Genomic DNA, 23,408 nt, shown 5'->3' on the forward strand with positions numbered 1-23,408 from the left:
GGATTTAGATTGATTCTGATTCGCCCAATAAGCGAATCATTTCAGCTTCGTCGATAACCTGAATGCCTAACTCTTGTGCCTTGGCCAGTTTCGAACCTGCGGCTTCACCGGCAATCACCAGATCGGTCTTTTTCGATACGCTACCGCTGACTTTCGCGCCCAACGCGGTTAAACGATCTTTGGCTTCATCCCGCGACAGAATGGTTAACGAACCGGTGAGTACCACGGTTTTTCCAGCAAACGGGCTGTCGATCTCTGTGGCGATAATCAACTGTGGTTCCGGCCAGCTAATCACTTGTTCAAGCTGTTGAATCACCTGCTGATTATGTTCTTCTGACAGGAAATTAAGCACATGTTTTGCCACCACTTCGCCCACATCCGGCACCGCTTTCAGTGCTTCCACATCGGCTGCACGCAGATTCTCCAGAGTGCGGAAATGTGCGGCCAGATGGGCTGCGGTAGCCTCGCCCACTTCACGGATACCCAGGGCATACAGGAAACGGGCAAAGGTCGTTTGTTTGGCTTTTTCCAACGCAGCCACCAGATTTTGTGCCGATTTCGGCCCCATGCGATCCAATCCGGTCAGTATTCCAGCGCTGAGATTAAAGAGATCGGCTGGATTGTGGACATACTCTTTTTCCACTAACTGTTCGATGATTTTATCGCCCATGCCATCAACATCCAGCGCACGACGAGAAACAAAATGCTTCAACGCTTCTTTCCGCTGTGCTGCGCAGAACAAGCCGCCGCTGCAACGAGCCACCGCCTCCCCTTCAATCCGCTCAATATCAGAACCACAAACCGGACAATGTTCGGGGAATATGATTTCCCGCGCATCCGCAGGACGTTCATCGATCACTACGCCAACAATCTGCGGGATAACATCACCGGCACGCCGCACCATCACCGTATCGCCAATCCGCAAACCAAGACGCTCTATTTCATCGGCATTATGCAAGGTCGCATTACTGACCATCACGCCGGCTACCAGCACTGGCTCCAAGCGTGCTACCGGTGTAATCGCACCAGTACGACCAACCTGAAACTCAACTTCTCGCACCTGAGTCATCTGTTCTTGCGCCGGGAACTTGAACGCCGTCGCCCAACGTGGCGCTCTGGCAACAAACCCTAATTGTTCCTGCAAATCCAGCGCATCAACCTTGATGACCACGCCATCGATATCAAAACCGAGATGAGCGCGATCTTGTTCAACCTGATGATAAAAAGCGATAACCTGATCTACGCCAGTACAGCGTTGAACACGTTCGCTAACCGGTAAGCCCCAGGCTTTAAACTGCTGTAAACGTTCAAAATGACTGCTGGGCAGTTCACCGCCATCCACTAAACCAACGCCATAGCAGAAGAATGTCAAAGGCCGTTTGGCCGTAATCCGCGGATCAAGCTGACGTAACGAACCCGCCGCTGCATTACGCGGGTTCGCAAAGATTTTTCCGCCTTTACGTCGTGCATCGTCATTGAGTTGCTCAAAACCGGCCTGCGGCATGAAAACTTCACCACGCACCTCCACCCGACGCGGAATATTGTCACCCTGCAAACGCAGGGGAATCGCGTGAATAGTACGAACGTTAGCCGTGATATTCTCGCCAGTGGTACCATCACCACGAGTCGCTGCACGTATCAACTCACCGTTTTCATACAGTAAACTAACGGCCAAACCATCTAATTTAAGCTCACAGCAAAAAGTCAGCGGTTCGGCAGTTTTCAACCTGTCATGAACCCGCTTATCGAAAGCCAGATAACTTTCTTCATCAAATACGTTATCCAGCGATAGCATCGGAACTTCATGACGCACCGGTTCGAAAGCATCCAAAGGTGCGGCACCCACCCGTTGGGTCGGCGAATCTGCGGTAATCAACTCAGGGTGTTGCGCTTCCAACTCGCGTAATTCGCCCATCAAACGATCATATTCTGCATCGGGAATTTCTGGTGCATCCAATACGTGGTATTGGTGCTCGTGATGGCGCAGTGAGGCTCGTAGTTGATTTATTTGTTGGATTATCGATTCCATGGCTCACCATCAAAGATAAAAAACCCCCGGCATGCGGGGGTTCGGGTTAATTCGTTTCGCTACCTGAGCGCACTATTCGGCGGTAGCATCCAACACTTCACGGATGCGTGCCTTATAGGTCTCCAGCTTCTGCGGAGTCATCATGCGGCGCTCATCATCCAGCACCACACCACCGACGTCATCAGCAATACGTTGAGCCGATTGCAGCATCAACTTAAAGTTTTGATTCGCATCGCCATAAGACGGCACCATCATAAACATTGAGATGCCAGGCGTTGAGAAATCAGACATGCTGTCAGGATCAAATGACCCTGGCTTGACCATATTCGCCAGACTGAACAGAACCGGGCCACTACCTGCCGGGCTGAGATGACGATGGAAAATACCCATTTCGCCAAACTGGAAACCAGACTGTAGTACGCTCTGCAACAGCACTTCGCCACCAATGGAACCACCATGATGTGCGGAAACATGCAGAACCAAAACCGTTTCTTTCAGCTTTTCTTTCTTCGCTTCCGGAGCCGGAGCAGCAACAGGTTCGTGCTGCGGTTCCATTCGTGGTGGTTCTGGAGCCGGTTCTGGCACTGAATAGTGTTCAGTTGCCGATCCCAACAACGGATCCCCCAACGAGACATGCGGTGGTTGTTCAGGCGAGAGTCCGCCCAGCAACGGATCGTCATATTCAGGCTGCACTGGTGTTGCCGCCATCTGACGAGACGCTACGTTTACCGAAGCCGGTTTCGGTTCAGTATGTTGGATGATCGGCACTTCATCGTTGTCATCAGCGTGACTGAACGAAGGCTTATCCTGTGGATGAGAAGTCCGTACCCGCACTTCTCCAACCCCTTCATCGAAAGTCTCGATCGGGGTTTCATCACGTTCTTGTTTCGGACGTTTAACTGGGCGATCGCGAAAAAGTGAAGAGCGCTCTTTACGGCTGGTCCATAAACCATGCAATAACAACGCTATTATGGCGATCGCGCCAACAACGATTAATATCAGACGCAAATCCTGCATCATTACTATCTCTGTTGTTCCAATACATTGCCACCGCGGCAAACATTCACCCTTTAACTCTATTTCTCAACGAACACAAGTGCAAGTCCGTGCTCGATTTTCTGTTAAGAAAGATGATTATGCTAGTTATTTCGCTTACTAATTGAACAATATGGTACTGGAAGACAACAATTGATAGCAATATGATAGTCTGGACAATTCAGTTATTGAGAAATGGAAGGCATGTTGCACTCGCAAAAAACTCCAAAAACCGTCAGCGGGTTTCACTATTTTGTGGAAGGCTGGCGATTAATGACCCGTCCGGGTATCCGACGCTTCGTTATTTTACCCTTGTTGGTAAATGTGCTGTTAATGGGTGCCGCGTTCTGGTGGCTGTTTAATCGTATTAGTGATTGGGTTCCCCAACTCATGAGTTATGTACCGAACTGGCTACAGTGGTTGAGTTATCTGCTGTGGCCGCTGATGCTGATTTCCGTATTATTGGTATTCAGCTATCTGTTCAGTACGCTGGCAAACTTTATTGCGGCACCGTTTAATGGATTATTAGCCGAACAGCTAGAAGCTGAACTGACAGGCAAGCCTTTGCCGGATACTGGCGTGCTCGGTCTGGTAAAAGATGTGCCACGCATCATGGCGCGGGAATGGCGTAAGCTGATGTACTACTTACCAAGAGCCTTGATGTTATTACTGCTCTACTTAGTACCCGGCATTGGTCAGACCGTTGCGCCGCTCTTATGGTTCCTGTTCAGCGCCTGGATGCTGTCAATTCAGTACTGTGATTATCCTTTTGATAATCACAAAGTGAGCTTCCACGCCATGCGTAGCACGCTACGGCAAAATAAGGTCGATAATATGCAGTTCGGTGCACTGGTCAGCGTATTTACCATGATTCCGTTTCTCAATCTGGTGATTATGCCCGTTGCCGTCTGCGGAGCTACCGCTATGTGGGTAGAGCGTTATCGTCATCAGTTTGTCCAATCATCACGCTAGTCCAGCCAGGGCGCGGCTTACGCGCCCTTCTTGTCAAGATGAAAACTTATTTCCTAATAACATATCGATATACCAATTCTTTACTTCCATAGCCAACCTGTTAGCGTATGCTTTGAACGTTTCCTACATTTTCATAGAGTTAAAGGACGGGCTATGAGCAAGATATATGAAGACAATTCTTTAACAATCGGCCATACGCCGTTGGTTAGACTGAACCGGATCGGCAACGGAAAAATTCTGGCCAAAGTAGAGTCACGCAATCCCAGCTTCAGCGTAAAATGCCGCATTGGTGCCAATATGATTTGGGACGCAGAAAAACGCGGCGTTCTAAAACCGGGCATTGAACTGATTGAACCCACCAGCGGCAACACCGGGGTTGCATTGGCGTTTGTCGCCGCCGCTCGCGGTTACAAACTGACATTGACGATGCCTGAAACCATGAGTATTGAACGGCGGAAGCTGCTGAAAGCCCTCGGTGCCAATCTGGTATTGACCGAAGGTGCCAAAGGCATGAAAGGCGCTATCGCCAAAGCTGAAGAGATTCAGGCTACCGATCCGGCTCGCTATCTGCTCCTGCAACAATTCAATAACCCTGCGAATCCGGAAATCCATGAAAAAACCACCGGCCCGGAAATCTGGGAAGATACCGATGGCGGTGTGGATGTGTTTATTGCCGGTGTCGGCACTGGCGGCACGCTAACTGGCGTTAGCCGCTATATCAAAAAAACCAAGGGTAAAGCTATCACCACGGTCGCGGTGGAACCGCTGGATTCTCCCGTTATTACCCAAGCGCTGGCTGGTGAAGCCATCAAGCCAGGTCCCCATAAGATTCAAGGGATCGGTGCAGGTTTTATTCCCGGTAATCTGGATTTAACATTGGTTGACCGCGTAGCGCTGGTTTCTAATGATGATGCCATTGCCATGGCACGCCGACTGATGGAAGAAGAAGGCATTCTGGCGGGTATTTCTTCCGGCGCAGCCGTCGCCGCAGCGCTGAAGCTTTCCGAAGAAGTCGGCTTTACTGATAAGGAAATTGTGGTTATTCTTCCTTCCTCGGGTGAACGTTATTTAAGCACCGCGTTGTTCGCAGATCTGTTCACAGAGCAAGAGCTGCAACAGTAACCACGCCGTCGCACTAAATGCTAAAAAAGCACCCTCTGTGGTGCTTTTTTTGTGGTGTGCATCAAATTTTTCACTACATAATGATTGATTTTACCCTCTGGGTTTAGTATTTAACCGGTCAATTATTTTGATGCACAAAATTAATCCCGCAGCGCTTATTACTTTTAGCTGAATCGATTTAATCCTTTCGCTGATTATAGAGTAGTATACGGCAGATAAAGTGCTGATTGGAGACACCACGCCAGTAGCAGGTTATCCTGCCAGGCGATGACTCTGGTTTCTTGTTGCATCAGAGCTTGTCTTTGCTCCATAGTCAGGCGCTAACCAATACAGGCTAAAGTTGGATAATTAAACTAGACTTTAGCTCCACAACATAAATCCAAAATAAGTTGGGGAAACACCATGTTCCAGCAAGAAGTTACTATTACCGCACCGAATGGCCTACACACTCGTCCTGCCGCACAGTTTGTAAAAGAAGCGAAAGCTTTCACTTCAGACATTACCGTGACTTCCAATGGCAAAAGCGCCAGCGCCAAGAGCCTGTTCAAACTGCAAACTCTGGGTCTGACCCAAGGCACCGTTGTCGTCATCTCTGCTGAAGGTGAAGACGAAAAGAAAGCCGTTGAACACCTGGTAAAACTGATGGCAGAGCTTGAGTAAAAGAAGCCCAGTCTTTTAAGTTAAACCAGTCAAGAGTAAGGTAGGGTTATGATTTCAGGCATTTTAGTTTCACCGGGTATCGCTTTTGGTAAAGCACTTTTACTGAAAGAAGATGAGATTGTTATCAACCGGAAAAAAATCTCTGCTGACCAAGTAGAGCAGGAAGTCGAACGTTTCAAATCTGGCAGGGCGAAAGCATCTGAACAGTTAGAAGCGATCAAGACCAAAGCTGGCGAGAGCCTTGGCGAAGAAAAAGCTGCCATCTTCGAAGGCCACATCATGCTGTTGGAAGACGAAGAGCTTGAGCAGGAAATCATAGCCCTAATCAAAGATGAGCATGCTTCGGCTGACGCAGCCGCTTACACCATTATTGAAGGCCAGGCGAAAGCACTGGAAGAACTGGATGACGAGTACCTGAAAGAACGCGCGGCTGACGTGCGTGATATCGGTAAGCGTCTGCTGAAAAATATTCTCGGCCTGACTATCGTCGATTTGGGTGCCATTTCAGAAGAAGTTATTCTGGTTGCAACGGATCTGACGCCATCTGAAACCGCGCAGTTAAACCTGGATAAAGTTCTGGGCTTCATTACTGACCTCGGTGGTCGTACTTCTCACACCTCGATTATGGCGCGCTCGCTGGAATTGCCAGCCATTGTTGGTACCAGCAATGTCACCAAACAGGTGAAGAACGGTGATTATCTGATCCTCGATGCGGTTAACAACAAGATTTACCTTAACCCAACCAGCGATGTGATCGACCAATTGAAAGCGGTGAATAACCAATATATCACCGAGAAAAATGATCTAGCCAAACTGAAAGATCTGCCAGCTATCACTTTAGATGGTCATCAGGTTGAAGTGGTTGCCAATATTGGTACCGTGCGCGATATCGCGGGTGCAGAACGTAATGGCGCTGAAGGCGTGGGTCTGTATCGTACCGAATTCCTGTTTATGGATCGCGACTCGCTGCCAACGGAAGAAGAACAATTCCAGGCCTACAAAGCGGTTGCGGAAGCCATGGGCTCTCAGGCAGTGATCGTTCGTACCATGGACATCGGCGGTGATAAAGACCTGCCGTACATGAATCTGCCAAAAGAAGAAAACCCGTTCCTGGGCTGGCGCGCCATCCGTATTGCTATGGATCGTAAAGAGATTCTACATGCGCAATTACGTGCCATTCTGCGTGCCTCTGCCTTCGGCAAACTGCGTATCATGTACCCGATGATCATTTCTGTTGAAGAAGTGCGGGCGCTGAAAGTCGAACTTGATATGCTGAAAGCCCAGTTACGTGAAGAAAATAAAGCCTTCGATGAGTCTATCGAAGTCGGTGTTATGGTGGAAACACCTGCGGCGGCAACCATCGCGCACCATCTGGCAAAAGAAGTTGACTTCTTTAGTATTGGGACAAACGATTTAACTCAGTATACTCTGGCAGTAGATCGTGGCAATGAGCTGATTTCTCATCTCTATAATCCAATGTCGCCTGCGGTATTGGGCCTAATCAAACAGGTTATTGATGCATCTCACGCTGAAGGTAAGTGGACCGGTATGTGCGGTGAACTTGCTGGTGATGAACGTGCTACACTGTTGTTATTGGGCATGGGGCTGGATGAATTCAGCATGAGTGCAATCTCGATCCCGCGCATCAAGAAAATTATCCGTAACACGAATTTCGAAGATGTGAAGGCGTTGGCAGCAGAAGCACTGTCTAAACCAACGGCGCAAGAATTGATGGATTTGGTTAACACATTCATCGAAGAGAAAACACTCTGCTAATTCCATGAGACTGGAACGCTGTCCAATATAAATACTTAGGAGAAGATCATGGGTTTGTTCGATAAACTGAAATCGCTGGTTTCAGATGATAAGAAAGACAGCGGCACTATCGAAATCGTTGCGCCGTTGTCTGGCGAAATCGTTAACATCGAAGATGTGCCAGATGTTGTTTTTGCCGAAAAAATCGTTGGTGATGGTATTGCCATCAAACCATCAGGCAGCAAAATGGTTGCTCCGGTTGACGGTACCATCGGTAAAATTTTCGAAACCAACCATGCATTCTCTATCGAATCAGATAGCGGCATCGAGTTGTTTGTCCACTTCGGTATTGATACCGTTGAACTGAAAGGCGAAGGCTTCAAACGTATCGCCGAAGAAGGTCAACGTGTCAAAAAAGGTGATGTGGTTATTGAGTTCGATCTGGCCCTGCTGGAAGAGAAAGCCAAGTCTACCCTGACTCCGGTGGTTATCTCCAACATGGATGAGATCAAAGAAATGATCAAACTCTCCGGCAGCGTTACCGTCGGTGAAACACCGATTATCCGTATCAAGAAGTAATGATATTGCGGATAAGAAAAACGACGCTTCGGCGTCGTTTTTTATTTATTAGATAACTCTTTCTCATCTGCTTGACCAAGCTGCCCTACTCAGCATTTTGGCATCTCCCGTGCGTGAGTAAATGATGAGTTAACCAAAAACACCCGTGGAAAGATAACGATCACCGCGATCGCAAATAATCGCCACGATCACCGCACCCGGATTGTCCGCCGCTATGCGCAAAGCGCCTGCTACCGCACCGCCGGAACTCACACCGCAGAAAATACCTTCCTGTTTGGCCAGTTGGCTCATGACTTTTTCTGCATCACGCTGCTGGATATCCAGCACTTGATCCACCAGCTCAGGGCGGAAAATTCCCGGTAAATACGCCGGAGACCAACGACGAATACCAGGAATGCTACTACCTTCCGCCGGTTGCAGACCAATAATTTCTACCGCAGGATTTTGACTTTTCAGATAGCGACTAACACCGGTAATGGTACCAGTGGTACCCATACTGGAAACAAAATGGCTGATTTTACCCGCCGTTTGCTGCCAGATTTCCGGACCGGTACCAGTAAAGTGCGCTAGTGGATTATCCTGATTATTAAACTGATCCAGTACCTTTCCCTGCCCTTGCTGAGCCATGGACCATGCCAGATCCCGCGCACCCTCCATTCCCTGCTCGCGACTAACCAGAATCAGTTCGGCACCGTAAGCCTTCATCGCTGCTTGGCGTTCCTGGCTCATGTTTTCCGGCATCAACAACTTCATCCGGTAACCTCTCATCGCGGCAATCATCGCCAACGCAATGCCGGTGTTCCCACTGGTGGCTTCAATCAATACATCGCCAGGATGAATCTCACCGCGTAATTCCGCCTGCTGAATCATAGCCAATGCTGCCCGATCCTTGACCGAACCGGCGGGATTGTTACCTTCCAACTTGACCCACACTTGCGCATTCAGACCTTGAGTCAAACGCTGTAATTTTACCAGCGGTGTATTACCGATGCATTGTTCCAAGGTTGTCACATTATTTACCTATTAAAAGTGTCCTGTTGCCTAATTTTTTGGACTGCGGTTGAAGCGAGTAAAAAAGTAAAAAGGCGGCCTGTAGGCCACCTCAGACTGCTGACAAACCTCGATTTTACCCTCTTTGGTGAGGACAGCTGGGTGAGAGTCAAGTCCCCGTGCCTACCAGGATATCTTGACGATCTGCCAGCTTTCACCACTGCGACTACATTGCCATTAACCGTACTTTTATGTCTGTGGTCAGCAAAAACTATCAGGCGCTTTGAGCCATAGCAATAGGCTGTAATAATTGATCGCCCGAATATAAACGCGCATTCAACCCACCGACATAGTAGCGGCTACCACGGATTGGCGCAGCAGCAATACCGCTTTCCGATAACACCACGCTGATCGGTTCCTGATGCCAGCCAATCGGCTGCACAGTCAGTTGCCAGAAGTGGCCTCGAGGACTGACCTCCAGCACTTGTACCGGCAAAGGGCAACGAGCACTGGCCTGACTACTGATTTCCATTTCCCACGGACGCAGGAACAAATCAACGCTGCCCTGATGCATCGGCGTCAGTACCAGCGGCCAATGGTGCACACCAACAAATAACTGCGAGCCGCGAATTTCACCGCTCAGACGGTTAACTTCGCCGAGGAATTCCAACACAAAACGGGTTGCCGGTTCACGCCACACTTCATCCGGAGTCCCCACCTGCTCAATATTCCCCTGACTCATCACCACCACTCGATCCGCCACTTCCATCGCTTCTTCCTGATCGTGAGTGACGAAAACGCTGGTGAACTTCAGTTCTTCATGCAATTGACGCAACCAGCGGCGTAGTTCTTTACGGACCTGAGCATCCAGCGCACCAAAAGGTTCATCCAGCAACAGAATTTGTGGCTCTACCGCCAGCGCACGCGCCAAGGCGACTCGTTGTTTCTGCCCACCAGAAAGCTGGGAAGGAAAACGGGTCGCCAGATGCCCAAGTTGCACCATTTCCAGCAACTGTTCGACTTTTTGCCGGATCGCGGCGGCATTGGGTCGCTCCCGACGTGGTAATACCGTCAAGCCGAAAGCGATATTATCGAACACCGTCATATGGCGGAATAGCGCGTAATGCTGAAACACAAAACCCACCCGCCGATCTCGCGCGTGCAGTCGGCTGACATCGGTACCGTGGAAACTTAAATGCCCAGCATTCTGATTTTCCAGACCGGCAATAATCCGCAGCAGCGTGGTTTTTCCTGAACCGGAAGGTCCCAGTAGCGCGACCATTTGTCCCGAAGGTATGTCCAGCGTGATGTTGTTCAATACTTTGGTACGACCAAAATATTTGCTGATATTGTTAATTTCAATGCTCATGCTTTTCCTCCTGTTCGAGGCGAACAACCTGACGAGCCAAACGCCATTGCAGGCCGCTCTTCAGAAATAGGGTGACTATCGCCATCAGGGTAAGTAACGCCGCAGCAGTAAAGGCACCGGCGGTGTTGTAATCCTGATGCAGTAATTCGACTTGCAGTGGCAAGGTATATGTTTCGCCGCGAATGGAGCCGGATACCACCGAAACTGCGCCGAACTCACCAATGGCTCGGGCGTTGGTCAACACCACGCCGTATAACAGCGCCCAGCGGATATTCGGCAGAGTGACCCGACGAAACATCTGCCAACCGGATGCCCCGAGTAATACGGCGGCTTCGTCTTCTTGGCTGCCCTGACTCATCATCACTGGCACCAATTCCCGCACCACAAACGGGCAGGTAACAAACACCGTGACCAATACCATGCCCGGCCACGAGAACATCAGTTGGATATCGTGGGCATCCAGCCAGCCACCAACCACGCCGTTAGAGCCGTAAAACAGCAAATACATCAAACCGGCAACCACCGGTGAGACAGCAAAAGGAATATCAATCAACGTCATCAATAATTGGCGACCTGGGAACTGGAAGCGCGTCACCAGCCAAGCCATCACCACGCCGAACACCAGATTTACCGGCACGGTAATCAAAGCCACCAACACCGTTAGCCAAATAGCGTGCAACATATCTGGATCGGCCAGATTCTGCCCGACTATCTCAATGCCTTTGGAGAATGCAGTAATAAAAATCCAAATAATAGGTATCACCAGCAGTAACACTGAAAACAACGAACCAAGGGTAATCAGCGTCCATTTTCCCCAGTTGAATGGTGGGCGAGCTACGCCGTTAAACGTTGAAATATCCGCCATTAATGCCCTCCAATCCGCTGACCAAAGCGACTTTGTAACACATTGATACTGAAGAGTAATAAGAGTGATACGGCCAGAATGACCGAGGCAATGGCGCTGGCCGCTGGGTAGTCAAACTCCTGTAGACGGATAAAGATCATCAGCGAGGTGACTTCGGTTTTCCACGCGATATTACCGGCGATAAAAATCACTGCACCGAACTCGCCCAAACTGCGGGTGAAAGACAGCGCCGTTCCTGCCAACAGCGCCGGAGCCAATTCTGGCATCACCACCCGGCGGAAACTTTGCCAACGGCTGGCACCCAGCGTTTCAGCCGCCTCTTCGTATTCCGGCCCTAATTCTTCCAGCACCGGCTGCACGGTTCGCACCACAAACGGCAGGCTGGTAAAAGCCATCGCCACAGCAATGCCCAACCAGGTAAAGGAAACTTTAATATCAAACTGTGCCAGCCAACCGCCATACCAACCGGTGGTAGAAAATAACGTCGCCAGCGTTAAGCCAGCCACTGCCGTCGGCAAAGCAAAAGGCAAATCCATCAAACCATCGAGAATACTACGGCCTGGGAACTGATAACGGGTAAGAATCCACGCCATTAACATGCCGAATACCGCGTTAAACACGCTGGCTACGCCAGCAGCCAACACAGTCACCTTGTAGGCAGCAACCACTTGCGGGTTAGAAATCACTTCCCAGTATTGCGCCAAGCTCATCTGTGCCAACTGCATCACCAATGCGCTCAAGGGCAAAAGCAGGATCAGGCAGGTGTAAAGCAGGCTGCTGCCGAGACTGAGGGTAAATCCGGGCAAAACCCGCTTACTGGATGCCGATAACATTACTGATGCCCTTCCGCTAACAATTTATCCAGCACCCCACCGGTGACAAAATGCGTGCTCATCACTGTTGGCCAACTGCCAAACTGATCTTCTACGCGGAAAAGCTTGGTTTCCGGAAATTGGGATTGGGTTGCCGCCATTGCAGCTTTGTCATACACACGGTAGTTAAAGCCGGTAATAATCTGCTGGGCTGCTGGGCTGTAGAGATAGTTCAGGTAAGCTTTGGCTGCTTTTTCGCTGCCGTTTTTCTCAACATTTTTATCGACCCAGGTAACAGGAAATTCCGCCAAAATATCCACTGGAGGGACGATAACTTCATACTGATCGCTGCCGTATTCTTTACGGATATTATTCACTTCAGATTCGAAACTGATCAGCACATCACCCAAGCCACGTTCGACAAAAGTGGTGGTTGCGCCACGGCCACCGGTGTCAAACACCACCACATTTTTCAGGAAGCGTTTCATCCAGTCGCGCGTCTTGGCATCATCCCCACCGTCAGCCTGACTGGCCGCGCCCCAGGCGGCTAAATAAGTGTAACGACCATTACCGGAGGTTTTCGGATTCGGAAACACCAGTTTAACGTCTTCGCGAACCAGATCGTTCCAGTTGTGGATCCCTTTTGGATTATCCTTACGCACCAGAAATGCCATCGTGGAATAGAATGGCGAACTATTGTTTGGCAAGCGTGCCTGCCAATCGGCCGGAATCAGATTACCGCGATCGTGTAGGATTTGTACGTCAGTCACTTGGTTATAGGTGACAACATCCGCTTTTAATCCTTGTAAAATCGCCAATGCCTGTTTGGATGAGCCAGCATGAGACTGTTTAATCGTCAGCTTATCGCCGGGGTTCTGCGCTTCCCACTGTTTCTGAAAAGCCGGATTCAACGCCGAAAACAACTCGCGAGACACATCATAAGAACTGTTGAGTAATTCAGTGGCAGAAACGGCCACACTGCTCAAGACTAATGCGCTCAGAAGCGCCACTTTCGATAATCCGTTCAGTCTTCCTTTGTTCATCGAAATCTGTTTCATTCTGCACCTTAGTCACTGGATTCACCGGCTGCTAACGCCTTAATGATGATCAGTGTATTTATAACTGAGCGAATAGCTGTAACGCTTTTATATACCGTTTAGTGATGTGCAAGTATGAAATGCTCTAAGGCAGTAAAATGGCTGGTTTCCAGCGCTCGCCCCATAAGCAAAGCCCGGCTGAGATAAGCCGGGCGGGAAGAAACCGTATTTATTAGGTTAACTATTTTATGACTACCGCCGCTGGAGTATCCGCGCTTTTGGCTCCGCTAAACGCTTTGCCATCGATGGCATCGACCATTCTCAATCCTTTTGGTCGAATCCAGCGCTGAACGCGAGATGGCATATCAAAACCAATCAGTAAAATCACCACAAATGTCAGGCTGAAGGACAATGAACCTAATGCGGTACCCAGACTGAGGTGTTGAGCAATCGAAGCGCCGAGAATCGGTGCTAGTGCTCCGCCTAATGCACCAACGTTATAGGTGAACCCGAGTCCGGCGGCGCGCTGTTCGGTATCGAAATAACCGCCCAATAACTTAGGCAGTAACCCGGCGATCCCCTGCCCCAACATTTGCTGTAAGAATAGCACCGCTCCCAGCAACATGATGTTTCCACCACCGATAGCAAACAGTGGGATAATCAATAATTGCGAAACCAGCAGGCTGGCAACATAGGCTTTACGGGTGCCCAACCAATCACCGAGAAAACCACCAACACAGCAACCCACCGCCGCACCAAAGCCGCTAAAGAACAGCACATTTCCTACGGTGTGCGGATCGTAGCCTAACTCCAGCTTGAGATAGGTCGGCAATAACGCCTGAATCGGCCAGGAATACAGGAAGGCGCAGAATACCACCACCATTAGCATCACACCCGTAGGCCAACGATCACCGCTGGTTTGCACCATAAAGTAGACAAATATGGCAGCGCATAATATTCCCAACACCGCGATCATTGGCGCAGCGACCATACCGGTAAAGCAAAAATACAAGGCTGCGGCGGCAAATATCGTCAAAGCAATATTCAAGTAACTGAGGTGACTGCGATACAGAATATCCACCATATTGAGTGATTTGGCAGATTGTTTTTGAGTTGATTGAGTTTGTGCTTTTTCCCAATCTTCCGCTTCAGGTAGGTTTTTACGGAGCCACAGTGCAAAGATAATCGGCAGCAAACCAATATAAAACAGCATCCGCCAACCGAAAACCGGTACGACATAGCTATAGGCCTGTGCCGCTAATACAGCACCGATGGAGAAACCTGAAATTAAAAAACCACTGGCTTTATTGCGCATATTTTTAGGCCAGCTTTCCATCACATAAGTGGAGCTGGAACCATATTCTCCAGCCATACCTATACCGATAATTAATCGGGCAATAAATAAGGTGGTGTAACCCGGAGCCAAACCACAGGCCAGAGTACCAAAAGAGAACAGCACAATGCTGGTAATCATGGCTAATTTACGGCCATAACGATCGCCCATTGCACCTAATACCAAACCGCCAAACCAGCGGGAGATAAATGCGGCAGAAATTAAGCTGGTTGCCTGAATAAGGGATAAACCAAACTCCTGCTTTATATCTGTCAAAACCAGAGTGATCAGCACAAAGTCAAAACCATCCAGGGCATAACCGATCCATGCGGCAATAAATGCCTTCCATTGAGCTGGCGTGAGCTGTTTATACCAACGCTGCTGTACTGAAGTATTCATATAAAGGCGTTCTCCCCCGTCAGTGATATTCACTCTGACGGCAATCTATTATCCCGGCCACACGTAGAGGAATCAGCATCTCATTGTTTTTAAATATATTTAAACGACCAACGACACTGATAGCTACGCTTATGTTTTTTTGCAGTTAAACACCTAAAATCAACACAAAGAGGAGTAAAACTCCACTTGAGTGTATAAGATCACCTTGGCTTTTCAATCACAATATGTAAAAAACGTGACAAAGGTGGCGAAATGTTTGTATTACTGTGGGAAGTAGATAAGCCACCGAAGATATTACTCAGGGGTGGCAGATAACCGGGGAAAAGGTCATTACAAAAAGCAGCTATTTATTTTTGCAGCTTATCCGTTATGGCTAACGGCCTGGGTTGTTTTACGCTTGGTGCTTTCAGCCTGAGCAGGATCGGCTTTAACCAGTAAGGCATAAATCAGATCCAGTACAAATAACTGGGCAATTTTAGTGCCGATGGAGTCACCTTGTAATTTTCCCTGCCGATTCCCATTAATTAATACGTAATCGGCTAACTCGGTGATACGCGATCCCATATTATGGGTCAGAGCAACGGTAGTGGCACCGGCCAGCTTCGCCAGTCTCAACGCTTCTACGGTCTCCGCTGAGGTGCCTGAATGACTAATACCAATGGCCACATCGCCAGCTTTCATTAATGACGCCTGCATATACATAAAATGATTATTGGTCGCGGCATCCACCCGCAGACCGATACGCATTAATTTTGCTTTAGCATCTTCTGCCGTAATACCCGAAGAGCCTACACCAAAAATACAAATCCTCTCCGCAGGACGCAGTAACTTGACGACCTGTTCGACACATTCCAGCGAAAGTAAATTCAGGGTTTCTGACAGGACGTTATTGATCGCCGACTGTAACTTACTGCCAATAGTCAGAGTATCGTCGCTATCCTGAACGTCTGCATCCAGCAAACTATTTTCATCGGTCGTAATATTACTAGTGGCGATTTCAATTGCCAGATCCATTTTAAAATCATGGAATCCTTTATACCCCAGAGTCCGGCAGAAACGGATAATAGTAGCTTCACCGGCCTGAGTTAACGAAGACAGATCAGCAATAGAAAGCTGAGTCACCTTAGCAGGCTCAGTCAATATATAAGCGGCAATCCGCTGGGCGGAACGGGTCAGACTATTTTGCATCGCCCCTAAGGCATCAAGAATCTTTCCTGGCTGGAAACGTGGACGACCCGTTTTCATCGTGAACACCTCAGGGTGAGATTAATTTGGGGTGCATGATTACATAGTTGGCGGGTTTCGTGAAGATAAATGAGGCGACTGGGTAGCGGGAGCAACAATAAAAAACCCCGGGGGGCCGGGGAAAATGTCAAAGATAATCGAGCTTATTATTATAGATAAATCAGGCTACTGGCATATCGCTCAGTAAACGGCGGTGGACTTTCACCACCGCCTTTTTAATCGAACCGGAGCCTGCTAGTAAGCAGCCGGGTTTATGAGGCTCACCGGGGAAAAATACCGCGAACATACCCGGCAGCATGCACAATTGGCTTTTATCCGGTATAGCGGCCATAAGCTGGTAGTCATCTTCAGCATGATAAGGTTCCAAATGTTCTACCGGCGTCTGCGTCGAATATTCAATACCTTCGATACCTTCGATCAGTAATTGCACATCGGCATAAGTATGGTGCATCTCTGCTTTTTTGCTTTCCCCTGGCTGGGCTTCAAATGCCATTACATTCATAAAAATATCATCACCATCAATCTCATGACGGCCGCAGGATAGCGTTTCGAGCGGTATTTCAGACAGGTAAGCCAATACCCGTTGAATACTTTTTGGATAACTCCTAAAAAATTCCGTCTGTTTTAAATCACCGTTAATCATATCGTTGCCTTATATCCTTCCAGATAATACTAATCATTAGCCTATGACAGCACCGCTCGGCCCCACATCGCTGCACCGGATAAACCACTATCCTGCTGATAATAAGCCCGTAGCAGTGGAGCACGATAAATGGCTGGCAGTACCTGTTGAGCCTGCTGTACCTGCGCGAGATAACCGGTAGCCAGCCCTACGCTGCCACCGATAACCACCACTTCCAAATCCAATGCCATCGTCATATCGGCTATCATTTGTGCGATGGCATTCGCCGAGCTAGCAATGATTTTTTCTGCCTCAATATGTCCGTTTCTCGCCAGCTGGAAAACATCCACAGCCGCTACCGGTTGCTGCCAAGATGCTGTCGCCGCGCCTATTGCCGTGCCAGATGCCATACTTTCTACGCAGCCTTGGCGACCACAGCCACACCGTGGCCCACGAGGATCTGCCAAAGTATGACCAATATGTCCGGCCAGCCCCTGATTGCCGATATGCAGCTGTTTATTCAGCACGACACCACCACCAACGCCGGTTGAAACCGTAACATACATCATATTGTCGCGATCAACGGGCAAAGCCTGATACTCGGCCCAGGCCGCAGCCTGTCCATCATTGAGTAACACGCAAGGTAAATCGGCAATACTTTTAATACAGTCTTGCAACGGGAAATTTGCCAAGCCGCCAAGATTGGCAGGATTCAGCGCCGTCAGATTGCCGTTATTAATGATGCCGGTGGAAGCCACGGCAATAAAATCAGCCTGTTGACGATAAGATGAAATTAACGTTTCCAACGCCTGGCTCAGTTGCCCCGCATCGCCTCCGGGCGTTGAAATTTGCTGTCGTTGACTCAACTCACCCCGCTGATTCACCAGCGCGGCGGCGATTTTTGTTCCGCCAATATCCAGTGCCAAACCCTGTTCCATTCGACCCAGCCTCTTTACATCTTGTTATCTCTGCCCGGTATGAGCTTAAACAGACTCCAAACAATATCTACAAAATGGAGTTTTACTTCAATAGGAAATTAACTCAACTTTATTTATTAGGCAATCAGAAAAGCAATAACTTCCATAGGGGTATCCTCCATCATTATTCGCGTCACATTTTGTTCTTTCTCTCGTTGCGCCCATCGAATAAAAGATCTAACATGACCGGAGTTAAACTTCATTTAAAATTAAAATACGGAGTTAAAGACCGTGAGCAACTCAACCCTTCTCCGCCACCGGCTCCAAAATGGATTGATCGTTTCATGCCAGCCAGTTCCCAACGGTGCTATGGATAGACCTGAAATTATTGCGGCGATGGCTCAAGCCGCAATCGACGGCGGCGCTATCGGTTTACGCGTTGAAGGTGCCGCCAATGTCGCCGCGGTACGCCACGTCACCGATGCCCCGATTATTGGCATAGTCAAGCGGGATCTGCCGGATTCAGCCGTCAGAATCACCCCGTGGCTGGAAGATGTCGACGCGTTGGTCGCTGCGGGTGCCGATATTATTGCCTTTGATGTCACCCAACGAGAACGTCCGGTTCCGGTAAAAATGCTGTTTGAACGCATCAAAGCCGCAGGCCGCTTATCGATGGCAGATGCCTCCAATTATGATGATGCTATTAGCGCCTATCATCTGGGTATCGATTTTATCGGCACCACGCTATCCGGCTACACCACCGAACCAACGCCGACCGAACCGGATCTAGCGCTGGTTAGCCAACTGGCTCAGGCGGGTTGCCGGGTCATTGCTGAAGGTCGCTATAATTCACCATCGCTGGCAGCGGCAGCCATTGAGGCTGGTGCCTATGCCGTCACCGTCGGCTCCGCAATCACCCGAATCGAACATATTTGTGGTTGGTTTATTGATGCCATCAAACTGCGTTAATCAACCTGACAGACTTGATTTTAACGGCGGAGTTATCCTCCATATGGATACCCTACCCTGCTATCTCTTCGTTTTTAAGGATATGTATGAAAAAGTTAACCGGCCTTATCGCAGCACCACACACGCCTTTTGATGAGCAAGGCGCAGTCAATTATCCGGTCATTGATCAGATTGCCGAGCACCTCATTAATGATGGTGTACAGGGCGTTTACGTTTGTGGCACTACCGGGGAAGGTATTCACTGCTCCGTTGAAGAGCGTAAGAAAATTGCCGAACGCTGGGTGGCGGCGGCACAAGGCCAGCTCAGTATTACGCTGCATACTGGGGCACTCAGTATTAAAGACGCAGTAGATTTATCCCGCCATGCCGAAGAGTTGGATATTTTTGCCACCTCGGCCATCGGCCCCTGCTTCTTCAAACCGGGTAATCTGGATGATTTGATCGCCTATTGCCAGGCTATTGCCGCCGCCGCACCATCAAAAGGTTTCTATTATTACCACTCAGGTATGTCAGGCGTGAATCTGGATATGGAACAATTCCTGATTAAAGCCGAATCTAAAATTCCTAATCTGTCTGGAATTAAATTCAATAATGCCGATTTATATGAATTCCAACGCTGCCTGCGGGTAAGTGGCGGCAAATTCGATATTCCATTTGGTGTAGATGAACATTTACCGGGCGGTTTGGCGGTGGGCGCAATTGGTGCGGTAGGCAGCACTTATAACTATGCCGCTCCACTGTTCCATAAAATCATTGCAGACTTCAACGCAGGTAATCAGGCGGCAGTACAAAGAAGTATGGATCAGGTTATTGCATTAATTCGCGTACTGGTGGAGTTTGGTGGCGTCGCAGCAGGTAAAGCCGCAATGCAATTGCACGGTATTGATGCAGGTAATCCACGTCTACCATTGCGCGCTCTGACCAAAGAACAGAAACAGACGGTAGTTAACAGAATGCGTGATGCTATCAGACTGTAATTAACGCTCATTAGATTTAACGCTGAAAATAATAAAGGCCGGGTATGCTGAATAGCGACCCGGCCTGTTTTTTGCATAATAACGGGCAAAAAGTTAAGCGTTACAGTGACAGTAATTTCGTCAGCGATGGTGCAAAATAATAGCTGCCGGAAACGGCTTTAGTGAAGCGTAACAATTGATCGTGTTTTCCGTCCATCTCACCAAACATGCTCAGCAATTGCTGTTCGATATTATGCAAACGAGCGCAATAGGCGATGAAATACAGGCCATGCTTACCACTGGCAGTGCCATAGGGCAGACTTTGGCGCAGAATTTTCAATCCCTTACCATTTTCTTTCAAATCAACCCGGCTGACATGGGAAGTATCTGGACGCTGATCCGGCGATAACTCTTCACTATCAGGCTTGGTACGACCAATAACCTGCTCTTGTTTTTCCTGTGATTGGCGCTGCCAGGTATTCAGATTATGTTCATAACGCTGAACCAGAACATAGCTACCACCAGCATCTTCTTCACCGTCGGCAATCACAGCGACTTCTGGTCGGCTATCCCCTTGCGGGTTTTCAGTACCGTCAATAAAACCGGTAAGATCACGTTCATCAACCCAACGAAAACCATGAGTTTCTTCTTCAATAACAATAGCTTTTCCGAAAGCAGTTAGCGCAGCTTGTGCTAAAGAGAAATTCACGTCATGGCGTAAAGACTGAATGTGAATCAGCATATCCCGTTGAGTCGCCGGAGCCAAACCACCCCCAAGTGGCACAAAAGGCTTGAGTTCCGCCGCGCCTTGGCCGCCAGACAGGTCATGCCAGACGTCAGAACCGAAGGCAATGACCGCGCCTAAATGTGCATCCGGGTATTGCTGTTGCAGCTCGACCAGTGACTGGCAAAATGTTTTACAGCCAGTACGAATAGCATCGAATTCGCCCTGAATTTGCGCTTCCATAAAAATGGCAAAACGGCAATGCTCCAACAGAATACCGCTCTGAACTTGAGACATGGTTTCTTCCTCAATTAAAACTGGAAGTTGAGGTTATTCCCCAACTTTATTCTGTTTGACATCATACTCGACAAAGCAATTATTACATTGCGTCAGCGCAAAATAAAACCGGAATCAGTCATGTCCCTATATCCTCACCTTAATCACAACCATCAATAATAAAGGCTCCCAATAGGAGCCTAGGCAATGTGAGTCATCTTCAGAAAGTAATCAATTAATTGGCTTTTGCATGCCAGATGATTTTGCTGACCTTCCAGTTTTTGAGTGCATCATCTGATGGCATTAGTCCCTCTGGTCCATGCCATATGCCGCTAAATACATAGCTAACATGCTGACTTTCCGATGCCATACATTCTACGCCCTCGGCGTCATCGCCCGTTCCTTTCTGGCAGGCACCGTAAGCTTGCTTAAAGATATCGCTGAAAGGCGCGCCCAATTTAACGCCCCACTGACTGGCAATACTCGGATCCATAACTTCAATTTTTTCAACACTACCTTTAGGCTGACCCGAAATAATCAGTTTGACCTGATCGTCTTTCAGTGCCTGATAGAAGGAGACCAGTTGGCCACCGTTGCCTGCCATACCGCTACGCAGGCGATAATCACCGTTCAAACCCGCGTTGATATCCGTTTCATTCATGGCGGTGGTAGCCGTAATTCCCCCCACGCCTTGTTCGGTCACCTCAAGGCTACTGCCAAACCAATGAGTCGGAGAAAGACTCGACCAGGAAAAGTTTGAAAGAGCAGAACACCCCGTCAGTAATAGCGGTAACCCAAGTAATAACGGGCGTAACTTCATGGTAAAGCTCCTTAAAATTAACTGATAAACACTGTCGTACCGATAATCATCCGCTGCTCTATAGGCAAGAACGGTGTCAATCGCCACCCTCAATTATTCAGGGTTTGGAGTTCTCTTTATGAGAAAAGTGCCCTACCAAGCTGACGTAATGCAGATAATCGCATTTAACCGGCTCCAGTTTAACTGAAACCCAGTCGAGCGGTAGTCACTGGACATTTATCTGAACACCTGTTTTTTTTCGCTAGCTGCTCGATTATTGCTTACCCAGGCTCATTAACTATAATGTCCACTTGAGTCGCGATGTCTAAATATTTTCTTACGGTTTGATTGATTATCGATAATCAAATGGGTTCATTATACCCACTATCAAGCATAAATTTTCATTGATGGAAGGAACAATAACATGAAGAAATTAGTGACAGCAGCGGCACTATTGGCATTATGTAGTGCACCGGCATTAGCGCAGAAAACCGCAGCACCTGCTCAGGGTGGTTTTGACGGCCCGACGACGACTCAAACTCAAGCAGTCAATCAGGGCGGTTTCCAAGGGCCAAATGCCACCAGTACTACGGTTGATAAAGTCAAATCCATGCGTGACAATACCCGAGTAACATTACAGGGCAACATTGAAGAACGCTTAACGCATGATACTTATACTTTCCGTGATAGCACCGGTACCATCACCGTAGATATTGATGCCAAACGCTGGAATGGCCAGACTCTCACGCCAAAAGATAAAGTACAAATTGAAGGGAAAGTGGATAAAGACTGGAACTCTGTTGAAGTCGATGTGAAAAGCATTACCAAACTACCATAATTCCTAACGCCCTATCTCTGCGTTCATCACGGGGATAGGGCTATGTCTGCCAGCCTAAAAATAACCCGCAATCAATACTCCTGATCAACAATCAGCCGTTTGCCCAGCATGATGCTGTCCTGAATTTCGTAATCCAGCTTTTCATACATCCCCAGCACTGCGTCATTATCGTCGCGCACCATAATGTTTATTTTCGGGCAGCCCCGGGCGATGAGTTTCTTTTCCAGCCGGCTGATCAGCGCATTGGCAATGCCAATTTAAACTCTGGTGAGAACTGGGGTTAAGACTATATTCTCAATAAAAATCAAAATATTATATAAACAAAGAATTGCAGTATTGTGCGTTGTAGGTGTGGCATAAATAAAGAGAATCTTAATACTAATAAATCGAATATGCGGAAAAATTCTCACAATCACTTTGTATATCCAGAGTTTTCTCCTCTGAAAAATTAATCATTAATACACTAGCATCGTCTTCAAGTTCTTCCCAGATGACACACTCATCTATATGCTCAGCCCAGTAACCATCAGTAGATAAGACAAGTTTTTCTATATCTATTATAGGGAATTCATTCAGTTCTGGTGTATAGAAACGTTTGGCATTTAGATGGCGAGTAAGCGTAAAACGTGAATATGCATGAGAGTTGCACTGGCAATCAGCTGCCAGTAATTGCAGATGTTGTTGATATGTATTATGTGGTTTAATTAACCAGCGTATCGAAAGTGCATTTTTTTGTTTTCCAAATAAACAATCCCCACAATGTAGAGTCGTCACAACTTGGAGTTCTTTATCCCAAAAAACGACAGCATAGCTTGCAGTTTCATGTAAATAGCTATGGCGTAAGTTTTTTTGTTTCTCTCTCAATATAGCAACAATTTCATTTATATCGATCTTTAACATTGAAGTACTATCTATACGAAGTTTGCATTCGGCTATTACTGTATTTGCCCAATATTTTGCCAGGCCAGACTCATGCGATATATTATTTTTCTCCGCAGCATCTACTGCTATCGCAATAAATATTTCATCATTTTCATACAAAGCCACTGCGTCATTATTTTTCAACTTTTTCAAACCTTTGCGGCTAACCCATGTTATCAGCATA

At 48.1% G+C, this 23,408-nt stretch carries 22 protein-coding genes and 1 pseudogene; 8 read left to right on the plus strand and 15 right to left on the minus strand.

Translation table 11 applies throughout. The features are described from left to right. Window positions 1–4: 4 nt before the first annotated feature. Both ligA and zipA read right to left on the minus strand, forming a co-directional pair. Entirely contained in the window at window positions 5–2,029 is a 2,025-nt protein-coding gene (ligA, locus tag DJ39_RS14625) for an NAD-dependent DNA ligase LigA (RefSeq protein ID WP_004722789.1), read from the minus strand. Between the two features lie 72 nt (window positions 2,030–2,101). Then, complete coding sequence (gene zipA, locus DJ39_RS14630; protein WP_004722788.1) at window positions 2,102–3,049, minus strand: cell division protein ZipA; 948 nt, start codon at window positions 3,047–3,049, stop codon at window positions 2,102–2,104. Between the two features lie 219 nt (window positions 3,050–3,268). Between zipA and cysZ the strand changes: the two genes are divergently transcribed. The 5 genes from cysZ to crr all read left to right on the plus strand — a co-directional run bounded on the left by cysZ (window position 3,269) and on the right by crr (window position 8,152). Next, on the plus strand, window positions 3,269–4,036 hold the full coding sequence (gene cysZ / locus DJ39_RS14635; RefSeq protein WP_038245215.1) for a sulfate transporter CysZ: 768 nt from the start codon (window positions 3,269–3,271) through the stop codon (window positions 4,034–4,036). Window positions 4,037–4,189: 153 nt separating this feature from the next. After that, window positions 4,190–5,158 (plus strand): cysteine synthase A, encoded by a 969-nt coding sequence (cysK, locus tag DJ39_RS14640; RefSeq protein WP_004722783.1) that lies wholly within the window; start codon window positions 4,190–4,192, stop codon window positions 5,156–5,158. Between the two features lie 402 nt (window positions 5,159–5,560). Further along, window positions 5,561–5,818 (plus strand): phosphocarrier protein Hpr, encoded by a 258-nt coding sequence (gene ptsH, locus DJ39_RS14645; protein WP_004722779.1) that lies wholly within the window; start codon window positions 5,561–5,563, stop codon window positions 5,816–5,818. 48 nt (window positions 5,819–5,866) lie between these two features. Next, the gene (ptsI, locus tag DJ39_RS14650; RefSeq protein ID WP_004722777.1) at window positions 5,867–7,594 is read left to right on the plus strand and encodes a phosphoenolpyruvate-protein phosphotransferase PtsI; all 1,728 of its coding nucleotides are present in this window, start codon (window positions 5,867–5,869) and stop codon (window positions 7,592–7,594) included. A gap of 48 nt (window positions 7,595–7,642) precedes the next feature. Beyond that, the gene (crr, locus tag DJ39_RS14655) at window positions 7,643–8,152 is read left to right on the plus strand and encodes a PTS glucose transporter subunit IIA (RefSeq protein WP_004722776.1); all 510 of its coding nucleotides are present in this window, start codon (window positions 7,643–7,645) and stop codon (window positions 8,150–8,152) included. A 129-nt stretch (window positions 8,153–8,281) separates the two neighbouring features. Here crr and cysM read toward each other — a convergent pair whose 3' ends face one another. The 9 genes from cysM to DJ39_RS14700 form a co-directional block, all read right to left on the minus strand. Beyond that, window positions 8,282–9,163, minus strand: coding sequence for a cysteine synthase CysM (gene cysM / locus DJ39_RS14660; RefSeq protein ID WP_004722774.1), 882 nt, complete (start codon window positions 9,161–9,163; stop codon window positions 8,282–8,284). 253 nt (window positions 9,164–9,416) lie between these two features. Continuing rightward, window positions 9,417–10,511 carry a sulfate/thiosulfate ABC transporter ATP-binding protein CysA gene (gene cysA / locus DJ39_RS14665; RefSeq protein ID WP_038251507.1) on the minus strand — a complete coding sequence of 365 codons (1,095 nt, stop codon included), beginning with the start codon at window positions 10,509–10,511 and terminating at the stop codon, window positions 9,417–9,419. After that, window positions 10,501–11,376 (minus strand): sulfate/thiosulfate ABC transporter permease CysW, encoded by an 876-nt coding sequence (cysW, locus tag DJ39_RS14670; RefSeq protein WP_004722770.1) that lies wholly within the window; start codon window positions 11,374–11,376, stop codon window positions 10,501–10,503. The genes cysA and cysW overlap by 11 nt, the downstream gene beginning before the upstream one ends. Further along, entirely contained in the window at window positions 11,376–12,209 is an 834-nt protein-coding gene (cysT, locus tag DJ39_RS14675) for a sulfate/thiosulfate ABC transporter permease CysT (RefSeq protein ID WP_038245221.1), read from the minus strand. The genes cysW and cysT overlap by 1 nt, the downstream gene beginning before the upstream one ends. Then, entirely contained in the window at window positions 12,209–13,246 is a 1,038-nt protein-coding gene (locus tag DJ39_RS14680) for a sulfate ABC transporter substrate-binding protein (RefSeq protein ID WP_004722768.1), read from the minus strand. The genes cysT and DJ39_RS14680 overlap by 1 nt, the downstream gene beginning before the upstream one ends. 220 nt (window positions 13,247–13,466) lie before the next feature. Then, window positions 13,467–14,957 carry an MFS transporter gene (locus DJ39_RS14685; protein WP_038245224.1) on the minus strand — a complete coding sequence of 497 codons (1,491 nt, stop codon included), beginning with the start codon at window positions 14,955–14,957 and terminating at the stop codon, window positions 13,467–13,469. A gap of 360 nt (window positions 14,958–15,317) precedes the next feature. Beyond that, window positions 15,318–16,202: a MurR/RpiR family transcriptional regulator gene (locus tag DJ39_RS14690; protein ID WP_038245227.1), complete on the minus strand. Its 885-nt coding sequence runs from the start codon at window positions 16,200–16,202 to the stop codon at window positions 15,318–15,320. Between the two features lie 160 nt (window positions 16,203–16,362). After that, entirely contained in the window at window positions 16,363–16,845 is a 483-nt protein-coding gene (nanQ, locus tag DJ39_RS14695; protein ID WP_004722762.1) for an N-acetylneuraminate anomerase, read from the minus strand. A 41-nt stretch (window positions 16,846–16,886) separates the two neighbouring features. Beyond that, complete coding sequence (locus DJ39_RS14700) at window positions 16,887–17,762, minus strand: N-acetylmannosamine kinase (protein ID WP_004722760.1); 876 nt, start codon at window positions 17,760–17,762, stop codon at window positions 16,887–16,889. 270 nt (window positions 17,763–18,032) lie between these two features. On the opposite strand from DJ39_RS14700, the gene DJ39_RS14705 reads away from it, so the two are divergent. Together DJ39_RS14705 and DJ39_RS14710 are read left to right on the plus strand one after the other, a co-directional pair. Continuing rightward, window positions 18,033–18,710: an N-acetylmannosamine-6-phosphate 2-epimerase gene (locus DJ39_RS14705; RefSeq protein WP_071665713.1), complete on the plus strand. Its 678-nt coding sequence runs from the start codon at window positions 18,033–18,035 to the stop codon at window positions 18,708–18,710. 86 nt (window positions 18,711–18,796) lie between these two features. Next, complete coding sequence (locus tag DJ39_RS14710) at window positions 18,797–19,687, plus strand: dihydrodipicolinate synthase family protein (protein ID WP_004722755.1); 891 nt, start codon at window positions 18,797–18,799, stop codon at window positions 19,685–19,687. Window positions 19,688–19,787: 100 nt separating this feature from the next. Here the strand turns inward: DJ39_RS14710 and DJ39_RS14715 are convergent, their stop codons facing one another. Then, window positions 19,788–20,687: a Dyp-type peroxidase gene (locus DJ39_RS14715; RefSeq protein ID WP_004722753.1), complete on the minus strand. Its 900-nt coding sequence runs from the start codon at window positions 20,685–20,687 to the stop codon at window positions 19,788–19,790. Between the two features lie 214 nt (window positions 20,688–20,901). Beyond that, entirely contained in the window at window positions 20,902–21,486 is a 585-nt protein-coding gene (locus DJ39_RS14720; RefSeq protein ID WP_004722752.1) for an RpoE-regulated lipoprotein, read from the minus strand. A gap of 403 nt (window positions 21,487–21,889) precedes the next feature. On the opposite strand from DJ39_RS14720, the gene DJ39_RS14725 reads away from it, so the two are divergent. Beyond that, window positions 21,890–22,303 carry a YgiW/YdeI family stress tolerance OB fold protein gene (locus DJ39_RS14725; protein ID WP_004722750.1) on the plus strand — a complete coding sequence of 138 codons (414 nt, stop codon included), beginning with the start codon at window positions 21,890–21,892 and terminating at the stop codon, window positions 22,301–22,303. A gap of 71 nt (window positions 22,304–22,374) precedes the next feature. Here DJ39_RS14725 and DJ39_RS14730 read toward each other — a convergent pair. Next, window positions 22,375–22,557, minus strand: a pseudogene (locus DJ39_RS14730) (GNAT family N-acetyltransferase); the annotation flags it as partial. A 124-nt stretch (window positions 22,558–22,681) separates the two neighbouring features. Beyond that, a complete protein-coding gene (locus DJ39_RS14735) occupies window positions 22,682–23,407 on the minus strand; it encodes a hypothetical protein (protein ID WP_004723285.1) in 726 nt (241 codons plus the stop codon). Window position 23,408: the final 1 nt, after the last annotated feature.

This window comes from Yersinia ruckeri ATCC 29473 (assembly GCF_000754815.1).
Classification (GTDB): domain Bacteria; phylum Pseudomonadota; class Gammaproteobacteria; order Enterobacterales; family Enterobacteriaceae; genus Yersinia; species Yersinia ruckeri.